Annotated in this window: 12 protein-coding genes; 5 read left to right on the forward strand and 7 right to left on the reverse strand. The window is 32.3% G+C overall.

Annotated elements, in window-relative coordinates:
• The first annotated feature begins 117 nt into the window (after window positions 1-117).
• From Q1A15_RS04215 to Q1A15_RS04230, 4 genes are all read left to right on the forward strand, one after another.
• A complete protein-coding gene (locus Q1A15_RS04215; protein WP_299619247.1) occupies window positions 118-2,814 on the forward strand; it encodes a GEVED domain-containing protein in 2,697 nt (898 codons plus the stop codon).
• 256 nt (window positions 2,815-3,070) lie between these two features.
• Complete coding sequence (locus Q1A15_RS04220) at window positions 3,071-4,807, forward strand: GEVED domain-containing protein (RefSeq protein WP_299619250.1); 1,737 nt, start codon at window positions 3,071-3,073, stop codon at window positions 4,805-4,807.
• 319 nt (window positions 4,808-5,126) lie between these two features.
• Window positions 5,127-7,580 (forward strand): GEVED domain-containing protein, encoded by a 2,454-nt coding sequence (locus tag Q1A15_RS04225; protein ID WP_299619254.1) that lies wholly within the window; start codon window positions 5,127-5,129, stop codon window positions 7,578-7,580.
• Between the two features lie 99 nt (window positions 7,581-7,679).
• Window positions 7,680-9,539 carry an ABC-F family ATP-binding cassette domain-containing protein gene (locus Q1A15_RS04230; protein WP_299619257.1) on the forward strand — a complete coding sequence of 620 codons (1,860 nt, stop codon included), beginning with the start codon at window positions 7,680-7,682 and terminating at the stop codon, window positions 9,537-9,539.
• 183 nt (window positions 9,540-9,722) lie between these two features.
• Here Q1A15_RS04230 and Q1A15_RS04235 read toward each other — a convergent pair whose 3' ends face one another.
• From Q1A15_RS04235 to Q1A15_RS04255, 5 genes are all read right to left on the reverse strand, one after another.
• Window positions 9,723-11,366 carry a hypothetical protein gene (locus Q1A15_RS04235; protein WP_299619260.1) on the reverse strand — a complete coding sequence of 548 codons (1,644 nt, stop codon included), beginning with the start codon at window positions 11,364-11,366 and terminating at the stop codon, window positions 9,723-9,725.
• 2 nt (window positions 11,367-11,368) lie between these two features.
• Window positions 11,369-12,619 (reverse strand): hypothetical protein, encoded by a 1,251-nt coding sequence (locus Q1A15_RS04240; RefSeq protein WP_299619263.1) that lies wholly within the window; start codon window positions 12,617-12,619, stop codon window positions 11,369-11,371.
• A 482-nt stretch (window positions 12,620-13,101) separates the two neighbouring features.
• Entirely contained in the window at window positions 13,102-13,566 is a 465-nt protein-coding gene (locus Q1A15_RS04245; protein ID WP_299619266.1) for a DUF3291 domain-containing protein, read from the reverse strand.
• Window positions 13,567-13,718: 152 nt separating this feature from the next.
• Complete coding sequence (locus Q1A15_RS04250) at window positions 13,719-14,126, reverse strand: VOC family protein (RefSeq protein ID WP_299619269.1); 408 nt, start codon at window positions 14,124-14,126, stop codon at window positions 13,719-13,721.
• A 2-nt stretch (window positions 14,127-14,128) separates the two neighbouring features.
• Complete coding sequence (locus tag Q1A15_RS04255; RefSeq protein WP_299619272.1) at window positions 14,129-15,058, reverse strand: glyoxylate/hydroxypyruvate reductase A; 930 nt, start codon at window positions 15,056-15,058, stop codon at window positions 14,129-14,131.
• Window positions 15,059-15,164: 106 nt separating this feature from the next.
• On the opposite strand from Q1A15_RS04255, the gene Q1A15_RS04260 reads away from it, so the two are divergent.
• Entirely contained in the window at window positions 15,165-15,590 is a 426-nt protein-coding gene (locus Q1A15_RS04260; RefSeq protein WP_299619275.1) for an Lrp/AsnC family transcriptional regulator, read from the forward strand.
• Window positions 15,591-15,677: 87 nt separating this feature from the next.
• Here the strand turns inward: Q1A15_RS04260 and Q1A15_RS04265 are convergent, their stop codons facing one another.
• Together Q1A15_RS04265 and Q1A15_RS04270 are read right to left on the reverse strand one after the other, a co-directional pair.
• Window positions 15,678-16,802, reverse strand: coding sequence for an aminotransferase class I/II-fold pyridoxal phosphate-dependent enzyme (locus Q1A15_RS04265; protein ID WP_299619278.1), 1,125 nt, complete (start codon window positions 16,800-16,802; stop codon window positions 15,678-15,680).
• Window positions 16,803-16,852: 50 nt separating this feature from the next.
• Window positions 16,853-17,221: a hypothetical protein gene (locus tag Q1A15_RS04270; RefSeq protein ID WP_299619281.1), complete on the reverse strand. Its 369-nt coding sequence runs from the start codon at window positions 17,219-17,221 to the stop codon at window positions 16,853-16,855.
• Between the last annotated feature and the right edge of the window lie 48 nt (window positions 17,222-17,269).

Here is a 17,269-nt window from a genome sequence, read left to right on the forward strand (position 1 = left end):
AAAAGATTGCTATCTTTAGAATGAAACTCTAGCTAACCTATGAGTATCTTTATTGGTATCCCCCTTCCTCAAGGATTAGATTGCTAATCGATGTGTAACCCCCAAACACAAGAGGACATGAAGAATACGTTCTTAACACTGCTGATGCTTCTTTCTTTAACATGCTTTCCGCAAGAAAGAAGAAAATGTCACTCAGACGAAAACTTTGAGTACAGAAAAACAAAGACCCCCGCGATTCAAGATAACTTGAATCGAATTGAGAATTTTACTCAAATGAGAATACAGCAATTGGAAAAGCTCCACGGTAGAATGGAACAACAGCTTATCACTATTCCAGTTGTAGTACATATTATCTACAGTAACGACTTAGAAAATATTAGTGATGATCAAGTTCAATCTCAAATAGATGTATTGAACGAAGATTTTCGAAAAACGAATCCCTACGTTACGGATAAATGGCCTCAGGCTGCTGATACTAAAATTCAGTTCCGATTGGCTTCAATCGATCCGAATGGTAATTCTACTAAAGGAATTACAAGAAAATCAACAACAAAAAAGTCTTGGGGAGCCCAAGACAAAATGAAAGATTCAAAATCTGGTGGAGTAAATCCATGGAATACTGCAGAGTATTTAAATATATGGGTTTGTAATATTAGAAATGGAATTTTAGGCTACGCGCAATATCCTGGAGGTACACCTTCAACAGATGGCGTAGTAATTAATCCTAAGAATTTTGGGTCTTCAGACAAAGGATCAAACTTTTATTTAAGTGCACCTTTCGATAAAGGAAGAACAACTACGCACGAGATAGGTCATTTTTTAAACTTACGCCATATTTGGGGTAATAGTACAGTTTGTGGAACTGACGATTTAGTTAGTGATACTCCTGAATCTAATGGACCAAATCATGGATGTCAACATGGAACAGTTTCTTGTGGGTCTGAAGACATGGTAGAAAACTTTATGGATTATTCAGATGATGCTTGTATGAGCATTTTCACATCTGGACAAAGCGCTAGAATGCATGCAATATTAATGGAAGGAGGATTCAGACATGACTTAGCGAAATCTAATAAATTTGATACTGTATCTAATGATCTTACAACACCTGATGGATTAATAGTTTCTAATGTGAAAACTCACGAAGCTAATATTTCTTGGGATTTAGTTGAAGGTGTTTCTTATGACGTAAAATATAGAGTTAGAAATACAGATACTTGGAATCAAGTTTCTGTTTTAGGAACTTCTATACTATTAAATGAATTATCTGATAATTCAGAATATGAAGTAAAAGTAAGAAGTACAAGTGCTTCTGGAGAATCTTTATTTAGTGAATGTGTAAAGTTTACTACACCTGTTAAAGATGCTTATTGTGTATCTAAAGCTAATAATGCAAACGAGTTACATTTAGGGACTGTGACTTTAGGAGATATAAACAATAGTTCTAATACAGAAGATGGGTATTCAAATTTCACTTCACAATACACTAAGGTTTTAAAATCTAGTGTTGTTGATTTTGAGTTAACTCCAGTTTGGACACGAGGTATTAATTACGAAGCAGGCTATGCTATTTTTATCGATTACAATCAAGATAATGATTTTGACGATGAAGGTGAGGTTGTATTTACTCAAAACAAAACAACTGATACTTTAGTTTCAGGAAGTTTTACAATACCTAATTCTGCTTTAGAAGGTGAAACACGAATGCGAATTACTGTAAAGTATTACGGGGTTCCTAGAAACTGTGAAACTTTCGAGTATGGTGAAGTAGAGGATTATACATTAAAGATTTATAATGCAGATCCAGATACTTACGAACCTGTTGCACCAGAGAATTTACATGCGTCAGAAATTTCTGAAACATCAATCACATTAGCATGGAATGAAATTATAGATGATGTTAATGTTGAAGGTTACGATGTGTATGTTAATGATGAATTTTTAGATTATGTAACAACTTCAAGTATAGAGCTTAATAATCTTGATATAGCTACAGAATATAAATTATCTGTAAAAACTATCGATTGCTTTGGAAACGAGTCTGATTCTTCAAGTGTTTTGGTATCTACAATAGGAGAGATTATATCGTATTGTAAATCTAAAGGAGAGAATACGGCTTATGAATGGATTGATAAAGTAGAGGTAGGAGAGATCTCAAATGAAAGTTCACATAACAGTGGTTATGGAGATTATACCAATTTAACGGCAAATGTTGTTAAAGGAAGTGAAACACCAATCGTTGTAAGTTCAGGTTTCTTGAATTATAGTTATACTGAATTTTGGACTGTTTGGATTGATTTTAATCAAGATGGTTCTTTTGATTCAGATGAAAAAGTATTAGAAGGTTCTTCATCAGATGAAAACGATTTATATGGAATAATTACTATTCCTACAAATGCATTACTTGGTAAAACTAGAATGCGAGTTGCTATGAAATACAATGCTAAAGCTACAGCTTGTGAATCTTTTTCTGAAGGAGAAGTTGAAGATTATACATTGAATATTATCGATGTAGATAGTATGGAAGAATTAAAAGAAGCAGACATTTCGAATGCTAGTTTCTTAGGGAATGAAAAACAATTAAGTGTAACTGCAAGTCCGAATCCTGCAACAGATGTTTTAGATATTGTGGTCACAGATAATAAGCGAGATCAAATGGTGTCTTACACCATTGTAAATACTATGGGACAAGTTGTTCAGAATGATAATTTAAACAGTTTAAAACTAGATGTTTCTAAACTTAGTTTTGGTGTTTATGTATTAGAAGTTCATGATGGACAGAAAAAATTTCAAACGAAAATAGTTAAGAGGTAATCCCCTTTTTTAATTATTTCTCTAAAAAAGCCTGAGCATTGCTTGGGCTTTTGCTATTTATGTTGAAATATTATTAACATAGATTAAGAAGTGATTAAAAATAATTAAATATTTAAGATATTGTTTGGTTATTTTATAGTGAAAATATATTTTCGGCCTCCCTTTTCACAAAAATTATTTAGTAAGTTTTCAAAATCAACAATTATTTAAGAGTTTTTGTGAAATAAAAATTAAACCATTAAAAACCCTTATTTAAATGAAAAACAAAATTACTTCAATTTTGGGAGCATTCCTTTTTACTACAACTCTCATGGCTCAAACTACTGTAAAGCGAAATTGTAACGTTACAGAGCTTTTTGAAGAAAAAATGCAGAAAGACCCGAGCTTAAGACAAAGAATGCTAGAAATAGAGTCTTTTACACAACAAAGAGTACAATTATTGAATAACTTAGAAGGAAAAATAGTTGGAAACGTAATTCAAATTCCTGTAGTTGTTCACGTTTTATATACAAATTCAACAAATAATATCAGTAATGCGCAAATTCAGTCGCAATTAGATGTGTTAAATGCAGACTTCAGAAGAACAAATGCAGATGCAAATAACAAATGGTCGCAAGCAGCAGATAGTCAAATTGAATTCTATTTAGCTGAAGTAGATCCAAATGGTAATGCTACTACTGGTGTTACAAGAAAAAGAGTAACTAAGTCTACTTGGTTAACTGATAATACAATGAAAAAATCTTCTCAAGGTGGAGTAGATCCATGGAATACAGAAGAGTATTTAAATATGTGGATTGTAGATGATTTAACAAATAGTAGAGGTAATACTATTTTAGGTTATGCACAATTTCCTTGGGACAACGATAAATCTACCGATGGTGTTGTAATGGCAGATCAATATTTCGGTACTTCTGGTACAGCACGTGCGCCATTCGACGGTGGTAGAACAACAACTCACGAAGTAGGTCACTTCTTTGGTTTACGTCACATTTGGGGTGACGGTGGTTGTGGTGTAGACGATTTTGTATCAGATACTCCAGAATCAGATGCGCCAAACTATGGTTGTACAACAAATCACTCTTCTTGTGGATCTTTAGATATGGTTGAAAACTATATGGATTATTCAGATGATTCTTGTATGAATTTATTCACAACAGGTCAAAAAAACAGAATGCGTTCTTATTTAGAATCTGGTGGAGAAAGAAGAAAATTAGCTTTATCTGATAAAACAAGTTCTGGTGGTGGAGGTTCAACACCAACTCCAGATGTAAACTATTGTGAGTCTAGTGGAAACCGTTCTTCATTCGAATGGATTGATAATATCGAATTAGGAGGTATTAGAAATGCTACAGGTTCTAACGATGGTTACGGAGATTTTACTGCGCAAGTAGGAACATTAGTTAGAGGAAGTTCTAACACAATGATCGTAAGTGCTGGTTTCTCTGGTCAAGCATATACAGAGTTCTGGTCAGTTTGGATCGATTTCAACAGAAACGGAACTTTCGAAAGTGCTGAGCAAGTAGTTTCAGGATCTTCATCAAGTGCAAATAATTTATCAGCAACAGTTAATGTACCTTCTAATGCTACATTAGGTAGAACTAGAATGCGTGTTTCTATGAAGTATAATGCAGCACAAACAGCTTGTGAAAACTTTGGAGATGGAGAAGTAGAAGATTATACGATTAACATTGTATCTACAGGATCTGGAACTAGAGTAGATGCTAGTGCAGGAAGAGAATTAGGAAACGAAGAAGGATTTGCATTTACTGCATATCCAAATCCAGCACAAGATTATGTTCAAATCAAAACAAATAATAAGTCTGTAAGTTTAACATCTTATAAAATTGTAAACACAATTGGTCAAGTTGTTAAAGCAGGGAAACTTACAGAAACAAACAGTGTAAATATCTCTAAATTGAATCAAGGTATTTATGTTTTAGAAGTTAATGATGGTCAAAAGTCATTTGTTACCAAGTTATCGGTAAAAAATTAAAGCATAGGTAATCCCCTTTATTGTTGACTAAGCCCAAGCATTTGCTTGGGCTTAGTTTTTTTATAAACCATGTTATTTCAATTTTTTAACACTTATCATGATTTATTCTTAAAATTTATAATAGTAATTGTGGTTTTTGTTTGTTTTTAAAACATGATTTTAACTCTTTTGTTTTTAATTTTTTAAAAAATTAACATTTTATTTGGTTTTGCTTGTGTTTTCACTATTTTAGCTTCACAAAATTAAATAATCGAGTTACCTCCCACATCTCCACTAAACTTGATTATTTATTATAAACCATTAAACCCTTTAAAAAACAATGAAAAAAATTACTTTTTTGTTTCTACTTGTTGCTGGAACAATTTTTTCGCAACAAAGAAGGAATTGTCATTCTATGGAAAACCTAGAATATAGACAATCAAACGACCCCCAACTACAACACAGAATGCAACAAATCGAAAGTTTTACTCAGAATAAGTTGCGTCAACTCTCAGGATTACAAGGAAGAATAGATGGTGATATCATCACAATTCCTGTTGTAGTACATATTATTTACAGTAATTCACAAGAGAATATTAGTACTGCTCAAATTCAATCGCAAATCGATGTATTGAATGAAGATTTTAGAAGAACAAATTCAGATGCTACAAACAAGTGGTCTCAAGCAGCAGATACACAAATAGAATTCCAATTAGCTGCTATCGATCCTAACGGAAATCCAACCAATGGTATTACAAGAAAATCATCAACAAGAACTTCTTGGGGAACAAACGATGCAATGAAATCGTCTGCTCAAGGAGGAGTTAGCCCATGGGATACTTCAGAGTATTTAAACATGTGGGTATGTAATATTGGTGGAGGAATTCTAGGATATGCACAATTTCCAGGAGGTAGTGCTTCTACTGACGGAGTTGTAATGAGTCCACAATATTTTGGAAGTTCAGATAAAGGTTCTGGATTTTACTTATCAGCTCCTTTCGATAAAGGAAGAACAACAACACACGAAGTAGGACACTTTTTAAACTTACGTCACATTTGGGGTGACGGTGGTTGTGGTGTAGACGATTTTGTTTCTGATACACCAACTGCTGGTGGAGCAAACTACGGTTGTGCTACTGGTAATACTTCTTGCGGTTCTGAAGATATGGTAGAAAACTACATGGATTATTCAGATGATGGATGTATGAACTTATTTACATTAGGACAAAAAAACAGAATGCGAGCAGTTTTAGAAGCGGGAGGATCTAGAAGAAGTTTAGCTTTATCTGATAAATTTACACCAGTTGCTTGTAATGCAACAACACCAACAGGAGTTTCTGTATCTGGAGTTTCTTCTTCAGGAGCAACAGTTAGCTGGAATGCAGTAACAGGAGCAACTTACGACGTAAGATATCGTGCAACAGGAACATCTTCTTGGACAGTAAATGCTGTTTCTGCAACATCAGCAGCGATTTCTGGTTTATCAGCTTCAACTCAATACGAAGTTCAAGTTCGTAGTAAATGTTCTTCAGGAAATTCTTCTTACAGCGCTTCTGCTAACTTTACAACTACTGCAGTACAAATTAACTACTGTGCTTCTCAAGGAAATAATGTAAGTGACGAATATATTAGTAATGTAACTTTAGGAAGCATCAATAATGATTCTGGAAGTGGAAACGGATATTCTAACTTTACTTCTATTTCAACAAACTTAAGTAAGTCTTCTTCTGCTTCAATAACAATCACACCGACATGGACAGGTACTGTTTATGCTGAAGGATATGCAGTATTTATAGATTATAACCAAGATGGTGATTTTGCTGATAGTGGAGAAACTGTTTGGACTCAAGCTGCAACTAGAAACACACCTGTAACAGGAAGTTTCACTGTTCCAGCTGGAGCAACTGAAGGAGCAACAAGAATGCGTGTTTCTATGAAATATAACGGTGTGCCAACTTCTTGTGAAACATTTACTTATGGAGAAGTAGAAGATTATACAGTAAATATTACTTCAGGAGGTTCTAATCCAGATCCTGGTTGTGATACATTAAACTTTAATGATTATACATTAACATCTTTCTCTAACCAAGATTCAGCAGGAAATGCATCTGTAGGTTCAGGCGGAAACTCTTTAACATTAACTAACAATACTTGGAAGTATATCGCATTAAATTATACAGTTACACCAAATACAGTAATTGAATTTGATTTTACGAGTACTTCTCAAGGAGAAATTCATGGAGTTGGTTTTGAAAATGATAATTCATTAACATCAAGTAGATATTTTAAAGTTCACGGAACACAAAATTATGGTGTAACGAATTACGATAACTATGCTGGTGGAACTAAAACTTATGTTATTCCTGTGGGAGATTCATATACAGGAGCAATGGATCGTTTAGTATTTATTAACGATAACGATGCTGGTTCTGGAAACAATTCTACATTCTCGAATGTGAAAATTTATGAAACGTCGTGTTCGTCATCAAGAACTGTTGTTGAATTCGGAGCAAGAATAGATGTTTTAGGAGATCAAGATGAGGATACTTTAACGGCATTAACTTTAGCACCAAATCCGGTTGCAAAAGGAAATATTTTACAAGTTTTAGGAACTTCAGAAAACACAGATTTATCAAAAACAAACTATGCAGTAGTAAACATGCTAGGGCAAGTTGTTAAAAAAGGAAATTTAGGGAACGGATTTATCAATACAAACGCACTAAACTCTGGTGTGTACATATTAAATCTGACCAACGAATACACAAATACGTCCAAACGTTTTGTTATTAGATAATTGTACTATTTTGAATGTAAAAGGGGCCGTTTTTTAAAACGGTCTCTTTTGTTTTTATAGTAGTTGAAATGATTACATTTGTCTTTTATTTAGAAATTCATGAATTACCTTACTGTAGAAAATATTTCCAAAGCTTATGGAGAGCGCGTTTTGTTTGAAGATTTATCTTTTGGAATTAATAAAGATCAGAAAATAGCTTTCGTTGCTAAAAACGGAAGTGGTAAAACATCAATTTTAAATATTATTGCAGGAAAAGATACTCCAGATACGGGGCAAGTTATCAGTAGAAAAGGAATTCACATCGTATATTTATCTCAAGAACATAATTTTGATGTAAATCAAACGATAGAAGAAACGATTTTCGCTACTGAAAATAAAATCCTTCCTATTATTCAGCAATATGAAGCTGCGTTACAAAATCCAGATGACGCTGAAGCATATCAAAAAGCATTTGATTTAATGGATCAACACAATGCTTGGGATTTTGAAACACAATACAAGCAAATTTTATCAAAATTAAAATTAGATAATCTACAGCAAAAAGTAGGTTCACTTTCTGGAGGCCAACGTAAACGTTTAGCTTTAGCAATTATCTTAATTAATAAACCCGATTTATTAATTCTTGATGAGCCAACCAACCACTTAGATTTAGAAATGATCGAATGGTTAGAAGCATTTTTTGCGAAGGAAAAAATTACGTTGTTTATGGTTACGCACGACCGTTATTTCTTAGAACGTGTGTGTAATGAAATTATAGAATTAGATAACGGGCAACTTTATAAATACAAAGGAAACTATTCGTATTACCTTCAAAATAAAGAAGAACGAAAAGCTTTAGAAGCTACGAACCTAAGTAAAGCGAAAAGTTTATACAAGAAAGAATTAGATTGGATGCGTCGTCAACCGAAAGCAAGAACGACAAAATCTAAATCTAGAATTGATGATTTCTTCGAAATCAAACAAAAAGCACACCAGCGTAGAAAAGAGCACGAAGTTCAGTTAGAAATTAACATGGAACGCTTAGGAAGCAAGATTGTAGAATTACATAAACTTAAAAAAGCGTTTGATGATAAAGTAATTCTTGATGGTTTTGAATATGTGTTCAAAAAAGGAGAACGTATTGGAATAATAGGAAAAAACGGAACAGGAAAATCATCGTTCTTAAATATTTTAACCAAACAATTACCATTAGACGGCGGAAAAATTGTAGTTGGTGAAACCGTAAAGTTTGGATATTACACCCAAAAAGGAATCACGATTAAAGAAGGGCAGAAGGTAATTGAAGTGATTAAAGAATTCGGAGAAGAAATTCCGTTAACAAAAGGAAGAAGAATTTCTGCCGCACAATTACTAGAGCGATTTTTATTCGACAGAAAAAAGCAATACGATTTTGTAGAAAAGTTAAGTGGAGGAGAGCAGAAGCGTTTGTATTTGTGTGCGGTGTTAATTCAGAATCCGAATTTCTTAATTCTCGATGAGCCAACTAACGATTTAGATGTAGTAACACTAAATGTTTTAGAAAACTTCTTATTAGATTATCCTGGAAACTTAATGGTAGTTTCGCACGACCGTTATTTTATGGATAAGATTGTAGATTCTTTATTTGTTTTTAGAGGAAGTGGAGTCGTGGAGAACTTCCCTGGAAATTACTCTGATTTTAGAGCTTATGAAGATTCTAAAGACCCAGAACCTAAAACAGAAAAGAAAGAAGCTGTGAAACGCGAAAAAACACCTCAAAAAGGAAAGTTAAGTTATAATGAGAAGCGTGAGTTTGGTGTTTTAGAAATTGATATTGAAAAACTACAAAAGAAGAAAGAACAAATCGAAGGACAATTCGCTAATGGAGAAGTGGCTTCAGATGACATTAACGACAAATCTGTAGAACTTCAACAAATTATAGAAGATTTAGAAACCAAAGAAGAGCGTTGGTTCGAATTATCTATGAAGATGGAGGGGTAGGATGAATAATGTCATAGGTGTTGTTATCTTTCTTGTAGTGAATGTTTTATAATAACGGTCTAGTGTGTAAGTCGTAGCGGATTTCTACTTACTAACTTTTAGGTTTTGCACTGTCTTTTATGTTCATACTTTCGTTTTATCACTTAAACCGCTATTACTTATACACATCTTTATTGTGCGCTGTTATCTTGTCATTTCAATATCTCCTTCGGAAAAGTTAAACTTTATAGGTTGGTTAAAATATTTACCATCCGTAGTTTCTACATTGACTAAATATTTCCTTTTTATTAAACGTTCTGTTAAGGCTTTGTGTTTTTTAATTATAATATTATCAATTAAAATAAGCCCTGAAGAATTTGGAATAATATCTAAATTAAAAGTCTCAATCCTAAGTAAAAAAGGTCTTGATTTTATTTTGTTTTCAGGGATAAATGGTGTGCCGATTGATGGATTGTTTTCATTTGTTTCATAGCCATTAGTAGGCTTAAGTTCCAAATCTTCAGTAAAATGAAGGGGAATCATATTTTTGTAGTAATCAGAATGTCTAATTTGTCCTGAAATTGTAATTGACAGCGAAGTCAATATTTGGCTACGCTTATCATCTTTATCTATTCCTTCTGAATAAAATGGATGATATTCGACTTCTATATTATTGAATATACTTGAGGGCCAAATTATTTCATCAATGAATGCTTTATCATCTGGTATGTTTGAAATATCGAATTTATCTTCATAGTAACAATCTTTTAATAATCTTATACTTTCCTTGATTCTATCAATAAGTTTAATTTCATACTCTTTAAAATATAACAAGTAATCATCAAATCTTTCATCTTTAATTACTTGTATTTGATTATAGGCATCATATAGAGTATTGAGGTTTATTTGTGTTCTTTCCAAAAATGTCACTTTATCTTTTTTCAAGGTCAGATTTAATAAGCCAAAAGGTTTAAATGAAGCTAATCTATAATCCACAGGTGCCGATTTATCTTTATCAAAATCAGCTAAAGTTGTACTTAAGTTTTCTAAAATTTCGCTTATTTTAATCGAACTTGAACTTGTGACAACTGGGCTGAATGACTTGATGCCTTCAGAACCCTGAGCTAAATATGTTATTTCTACACGACCATGCTTAGAAATTTCTTTGAAAAGGTTATCTATATCAAGTTTTGTTTTAGCATCAACTGAACCAAAACCATTAGCTTTGATATTCGCTGTTGCTGAATATTTGGAAATTATATGATTTTTGATTTCCTTTTCAATATTACTGATGCTTACAATTGCATACACAGAAGATTTTCTTGTTTCAAACCTAACATAATGTGTACCACATCTTGTAATAAAGTCTGAAAAATTGCCATCATCTAATAGTTTTTGAAATTGCGATTTAAGACTATTATCTTTTAACTTTAATCTTCCATGGCTTGTCTCTGCTTTAACCACAAAGTAAATTGAATTCGAGATATTCTTAAAATAGTGATTTAAGGTAAAGTCGTATGTTAAAGAACCACCACCACTTAGTGCATCACTTAAGTTTAATGTCGATTTAATGTCAGAATGATAAGAAAGTTTAAAATCATTACTGACTTCTTTGTAAGACGATATAAAAAGTGAAGATACTTCCGTTTTTACAGCTCCTCCGTCTATCCACTCTTTTTCTGAACTCGTGAAGCAGTCTTGCTTAGAATCAAATATAGAATTATAATCTATGCTTGCACCAAGATGTAAATTTGTTGAAGGGTCATAAGTTATAGTTATATCTTCTTGGGCAAACGATTTTGCGATAAATATGATAGAGATATAAATTAAGAATAGTTGAACTTTCATAATTATATGATTGTATATTTTCCTTCAGTTTTGTTAGGCATATTAAAGAAATCAGTACTTCTTTCTTCTACATATTTGTAATTAGAATGTCGTAATTTTCCATCTTGACCTTGCTCACCCCATTTTCCATTTTTACCTCTTTGTCCAACATTTCCTTTAGCACCTGTATTTCCGCAGCCTCCATTATCACCATTTTCTTGCCATATATTTGGAATACCTTCTGCATGACCTTTTCCGCCACCACAACCTCTAATACCAGGAATTCCTCCTTCACCTCCTTCACCTCCTATACCAGGTCTTCCGCCTTTTCCGCCTTTATACTTAGCAACTACTTTCTTATCTATTCCTTGAAAAAGAAAATCTTGCATATTTGGCTCGCTAAAATATATTTCTATCAGACCTCCACGACCTCCATTTCCTCCATTTCCTCCATTTCCTCCATCACCACCATTTCCTCCGTTTCCTCCATTTCCGCCTCTACCTCCATCACATGCTGACTTCCCACATTCATTTCCGTCTCCTCCGTTTCCTCCACGACCACCATTACCTCCTTCTCCACCAACTCCTCCTTTTTGACCATCACCGCCGTTGGCACCATTGCCACCTTGTGCTTCGATATCTATTTTAAGATTTTTATCAAGTGTAATTTTATTTAACTCTATTAGAATATTTGAAGAATGTGAGCCATTCTCTCCATTTCCACCGTCATTACCTCTTTTTCCTTTCAGACCAATGCTACCGTGTCCACCTGTATTACCATTTTTACACCCTTTGTTCCAAACTTTCGGCGGACAACAAATTCTAGAACCACAACTTGCATTCCTACCGTTACCTCCTTGACTACCACTTTTGGCTTTTTGAGTTATAGGTGAGGCTTGAGTATTATATGTTTTACCAGATTTTCCTAAAACTCCTCTAATACTTTTTATTTTGACATGACCACCAAGATATTTCGTTGGATAAAGACCTAAATCACTTTTAGTAAAGATTATTCCATTGTTCATAAATTTTATCGAATCGAATTTTAAGTAAATCTTTTTAGCATTATCTGCATAAATGTTTTCATCTCTATGACTAATTTCAATAAAACCACTTATTAAAAGCGTTTGACCAGATTTTCCAATAATACCATCATCTTCGATTAATAATTTTTGAGGGTTATTCGGGTTATTTGAGCCTAATTCAAAAACATCTTGTCCGTAAATAATAAAGCTAATTAAAATCGTGATAATTGTTAAGAATTTGCTTTTCATGATTCTTTTATTTTTAGTTAGTGATTTTTTTGTAATAGCGCACAAGGTTGTACATACAGAACAAAGATCAATATATACAATCTATATAGCGGTGTATACACACGGTTTATAAATTATTTATTTCCAAGAAAAACAAAAGAAACAGGAGGATTGGCTATTACTTTAACTTTCTCGATCGGCAAGTAAATCAATAAACAAATTCGTTGTATAGGAAAAACACCCTTTTTTGATTTTCAGTAAGTTAAGGTTCTGTAAATAACTACATCCTCTTTTATTGTTTATATATCTGCCTATACAAAACTACTTGTAGAGTTGATTGAAAAGAATACTTACAAATAGGTATTTTTAACATATGAAGGAATTATAAAAAAGTTGTTCGGAAACAACTCTATATCTTAATAAAGATGATTCTTCTGATAAAAGAAAATCAGATTTTCTAAGAATTAAGTTTAGATGAAGAAGTGGAAAAGTAATTTTATCACTTATACTTTCTCTCCCGAAGCGGTATAAATATCAACCATACTAAATGCATCAGGAGTTGATCCGTTTTTATTCAAAAGATCTAGTTTTTCTTTGGCCTCAGCAACAGTAGGAATATGACCTTGATCAATATACCACAATACAGCTTTGTGTCCTTCAATTTCATTAGACCATTTTTTTCTACTTTTTAGGAAATAACTGTGTACAGTTTTATAACTATAATTACGTAAAGTCTCATAGTTTTCCCAAACAGACATATTGATGAAAATCAATTTATCCTCGTACGGAGTTTCTAGATCTGTAGCACTTTCGCCACTTTCATCTTTCAATCTCCAAATAAAGCCTTTACTTTCCTCAGCAAGTAAATTCACTGGAGCGAGAAAATCTTTAAATTCTTTAATTATCGGAGAGTCTAATTCGTCTTTTAATCTAATGATATTGTATTGAGCAAGATGTTTCGTTTTCATAGCTTTTTAGGTTGAAATTCTAGGATCTTAAATTGATACTACATGTTGCTAAAATTACTAAAATTCACAAAGAAATCTATCCCCTAATCGGGGGAATTATAATTTGCAAAAACTCATTTACAAGCTTTTTTAACAAGTTTTATCTATCTGACTTAGAAAATCTCTTCTTCGTTCTTAAAACTCTTAAATTCGATCGGATTATTACTAAAATCTAATACAAACATGGTTTTCTGTTCGCCATGAGTTCCTTTGTAACGTGTTTGCGGTGGTATTATGAATTCAATATTATGAGATTGTAACGCGTTTTTAATAAATTCAAATTCATGATCTTTTACAATGCAACCAAAATGTGGAATCGGAACTTTTACATTATCCACTTTTCCACAGTAATCTAACTCAGGAATATTATTAGAAACATGAGTAGACAATTGATGTCCGAAAAAATCAAAATCAATCCAATGTTCGGTTTGTCGTCCGATAGTACAGTTTAGTATTTCATGATAAAATTCATGCGTACTTTCAATATCTTTAACCTTAAAAGCAAAATGAAATCTGTTCATAATTAATATCCTTTTTGTATTGAAACTACGTTTATAAATTCTTTTCCGTTTGACAAGCTTTTGTAATTCGAAACCACAATATCAGAAGCCGTTTCAATATTGGTTATAGCAGCAATATGTGGTGTAATGGTAATATTTTCGTGTTTCCAGAACGGATGATCTTCAGGTAAAGGTTCAGTTCGAAAAACATCAAGTAAAGCACCTGATAAATGTTGATTATTTAATAACGTAAGTAAATCGTTTTCCACTAAATGTTCTCCGCGTCCAACATTAATTAAATACCCGTTTTTGTTTAGTTGTGAAAGATGTTTAAGATTTAGAATATTTTCTATTGCTGAGGTTAATGGTAGAATATTAATTAAAATATCTGTGTTTTTTAGTGTATTTATCAAACCTTCATTTCCGTGAAAACAAGACACATTTTCTAATGTTTTTTCTGATCTCGACCAAGCCTTTACTGTAAAACCAACTTGCGCTAATTTTGTAGCAACATGAGTTCCGATTTTTCCTAAACCTAAAATTCCAATACTAGTATTTTGTATTGTTTTATAGGGTTTTTGTTGCCATTGTTTTTCTTTTTGAGCTTTTTGATAATCAGCAAATCGTTTTATATGAGATAAAATACCTGTTAAAACAAACTCGAACAGATCTTTGGATAATCGGTCATCTACAATTCTTGTCACGACGCAATCTGAAGCTAAATCCTGACTTTGAATTATATGTTCTACTGAAGCTCCAACAGATTGCACCACCTTTACATTTGGAAATTTTGCTAAAATATTCGACTCAGGTTTCCAACACAAAGCAAAAGTGATAGCTTTTGGATCAGTTACATTCGGATAAATCTCAATAGTTGCATTTGGCAATTTTGCTTGTAAAGCTTCTTGCCAAGGCTTCGGATCTTTATTGTTAAAACAGATTACAATGCTCATATTCTTTTTTTACAAATTTCTAGTTTTTAGTATAGTTATGAAAATGCAATCGTTTGTGTTTTTGTAAATTTACTTTTGAATGAAGTGTAATTTTAAAAATTTACTTATGATTGACAATATAGATACGCAAATTTTAAAAGCTTTAGAAAAAGATGCACGACTTTCTTTTGCGGAAATAGGACGTTTAATTAATCTTTCTGCATCTGCAGCAAGAGAACGTATTTTAAAAATGGAAGATGTAGGTTTAATTAAAAAATACACAATTGAAATTGATCATGCTCAGTTAGGCTATGATTTAGAAGTGTTTATTTTGGTAAAAGTATTTCATGGAAAATTACGTTCGTTTTTAGATGCAATTCCGACAATTCCAGAAATTAAAAAAGCACACAGAATTACTGGAAATCAGAACGTACATGTAAAAGCGATGCTTAAAAATCAATTGCACTTACAACAATTAATTGATCAATTAATGCCATTTGGTGATACACATACCTTGTTGGTATTATCGGATGTGATGGAAAAGAAAAGTTAATATCATTACCAAAAAAGAAATTCGTTTCTAGAAAATTAAGATTACTACAACCTTTTGAGGTTTCGTAATGATCTATGTTTGAAAATTTCAGTTGCTTCCATTTCTAATTTTTTTCAAATAATGATCTAAAACCGCTATAATTTCAGGAAAGTTAGCTCTTCCAAATCCTACTCTTATGTATTTACCTTCATATTCAAACATTTCTGAAGGAACAGTCATAATTCCAGTTTCTTTTACTAATGTATTACTAAATTCTAAAGCAGAATTATCGATATTAAGCTGAACAAAAGATGTTGAACCTGCTTTTGGCGGAACAAAATTTATGATTACATCTTGCTGATCAACAAACTTACTAAAGAGAGTAATATTACTGTTGATTTTTTTAAGATTTGGTTCTAAAAACGAGTTGATATTATTCAAAGCCATTATAGACAAAACTTCACTAGGTGCACTGTTACAAATGCTTAGATAATCTTTAAACGCTACAACTTTCTGTAAAAAAAATTTGTCTTGACTAACCAGCCAACCTGTTCGTAAACCTGCTAAACCAAAAGTTTTTGATGTTCCCCAAAGACTAATTCCTTTTTCGTAAAGATCACAAATAGGTTGTAATTCTTCTATATCTCCATGAATCAATTTATGATACATTTCATCTGAAAATATATAGATATCGTGCTTTCTAGCGATAGCAACTATTTCATTTATTTGATGTTTGGTTAAATAACTTCCTGTAGGATTATGCGGGAAATTTAGAATAATCAGTTTGGTGTTTTTCTGAATGAGTTTTTCTAAATCTTCCGTGTTGAAAGTCCAATCTTCAGAATTAGGTTTCCAAAATGAAAGCTCACAATGGATAGATTTCACAACTTCTGATAACGATTGGTAACATGGTGACACTGTAATAGCATGATCTGTTGCGTTTAACAAAACATTCATACTGATAAAATTCAGTTCGCCAGGTGTTGCTACGACAACATTTTCTATGGAATTTAAATTGTAATGTTGAAGTATGGCTTCTCGTAAAACCGGATTTCCTTCACTTTCGGTATATCCTAATTTTAAATTTTCCCAGAGTTTTAGTTCTTCTTTAGAAGCATTTTCTAATATATAATTCAATTCATAGCCATCGCAATCAGAACTTGATAGTAAATACTTTGCCGTAAACTCGTGTTGTGCAAAATAGCGTTCGAGTTTAAAATCGTTTATTTTCATAGGTTTTTCAGAAGTTAAATAATCCCGTTCAGATTAGGCGTTTTTTAGTGTTATTCTTTGATTTCCTTCCATAATTCTCTCATATAAGGAGATATTTTCCAAATATCATGAGTTTCAATATCAAAACAACTCCAATAAAATATTGTGTATTCGTGAATTTCAAAGTCTTTAATTATTCTTTGTTTTAGGTATTTCCAATTTTCATCAAAGTGATTTTTGTTTTCAATGTCTGTTAATGCTTGGATTAACATTTCCATTAGACTAAACTTTTTGTCTTCGTTTGTCTGTTCGTCATAATGTATAAAGTAGTTTCCTATTTCTTTTGATTCAGCAATTTCATAAGGCCAATCATGCATCCAGTCAGAATATGGGTAACCATATTTAGCAATCAATTCTTTAATTGCTCTTTCATTTTCCACATCTGAATTTTGGTTCTTCTACTTTCATTTTCTAAATACATTACAACG

Origin of the sequence: uncultured Tenacibaculum sp. (assembly GCF_947495995.1) — a bacterium.
Taxonomy (GTDB): Bacteria; Bacteroidota; Bacteroidia; order Flavobacteriales; family Flavobacteriaceae; genus Polaribacter.

Coding starts and splice junctions, on each gene's coding strand:
- Q1A15_RS04265 (WP_299619278.1), bottom strand. CDS start 16,802: ATGAAAATAAACGATTTTAAACTCGAACGCTATTTTGCACAACACGAG.
- Q1A15_RS04215 (WP_299619247.1), top strand. CDS start 118: ATGAAGAATACGTTCTTAACACTGCTGATGCTTCTTTCTTTAACATGC.
- Q1A15_RS04235 (WP_299619260.1), bottom strand. CDS start 11,366: ATGAAAGTTCAACTATTCTTAATTTATATCTCTATCATATTTATCGCA.
- Q1A15_RS04260 (WP_299619275.1), top strand. CDS start 15,165: ATGATTGACAATATAGATACGCAAATTTTAAAAGCTTTAGAAAAAGAT.
- Q1A15_RS04245 (WP_299619266.1), bottom strand. CDS start 13,566: ATGAAAACGAAACATCTTGCTCAATACAATATCATTAGATTAAAAGAC.
- Q1A15_RS04220 (WP_299619250.1), top strand. CDS start 3,071: ATGAAAAACAAAATTACTTCAATTTTGGGAGCATTCCTTTTTACTACA.
- Q1A15_RS04255 (WP_299619272.1), bottom strand. CDS start 15,058: ATGAGCATTGTAATCTGTTTTAACAATAAAGATCCGAAGCCTTGGCAA.
- Q1A15_RS04240 (WP_299619263.1), bottom strand. CDS start 12,619: ATGAAAAGCAAATTCTTAACAATTATCACGATTTTAATTAGCTTTATT.
- Q1A15_RS04230 (WP_299619257.1), top strand. CDS start 7,680: ATGAATTACCTTACTGTAGAAAATATTTCCAAAGCTTATGGAGAGCGC.
- Q1A15_RS04250 (WP_299619269.1), bottom strand. CDS start 14,126: ATGAACAGATTTCATTTTGCTTTTAAGGTTAAAGATATTGAAAGTACG.
- Q1A15_RS04225 (WP_299619254.1), top strand. CDS start 5,127: ATGAAAAAAATTACTTTTTTGTTTCTACTTGTTGCTGGAACAATTTTT.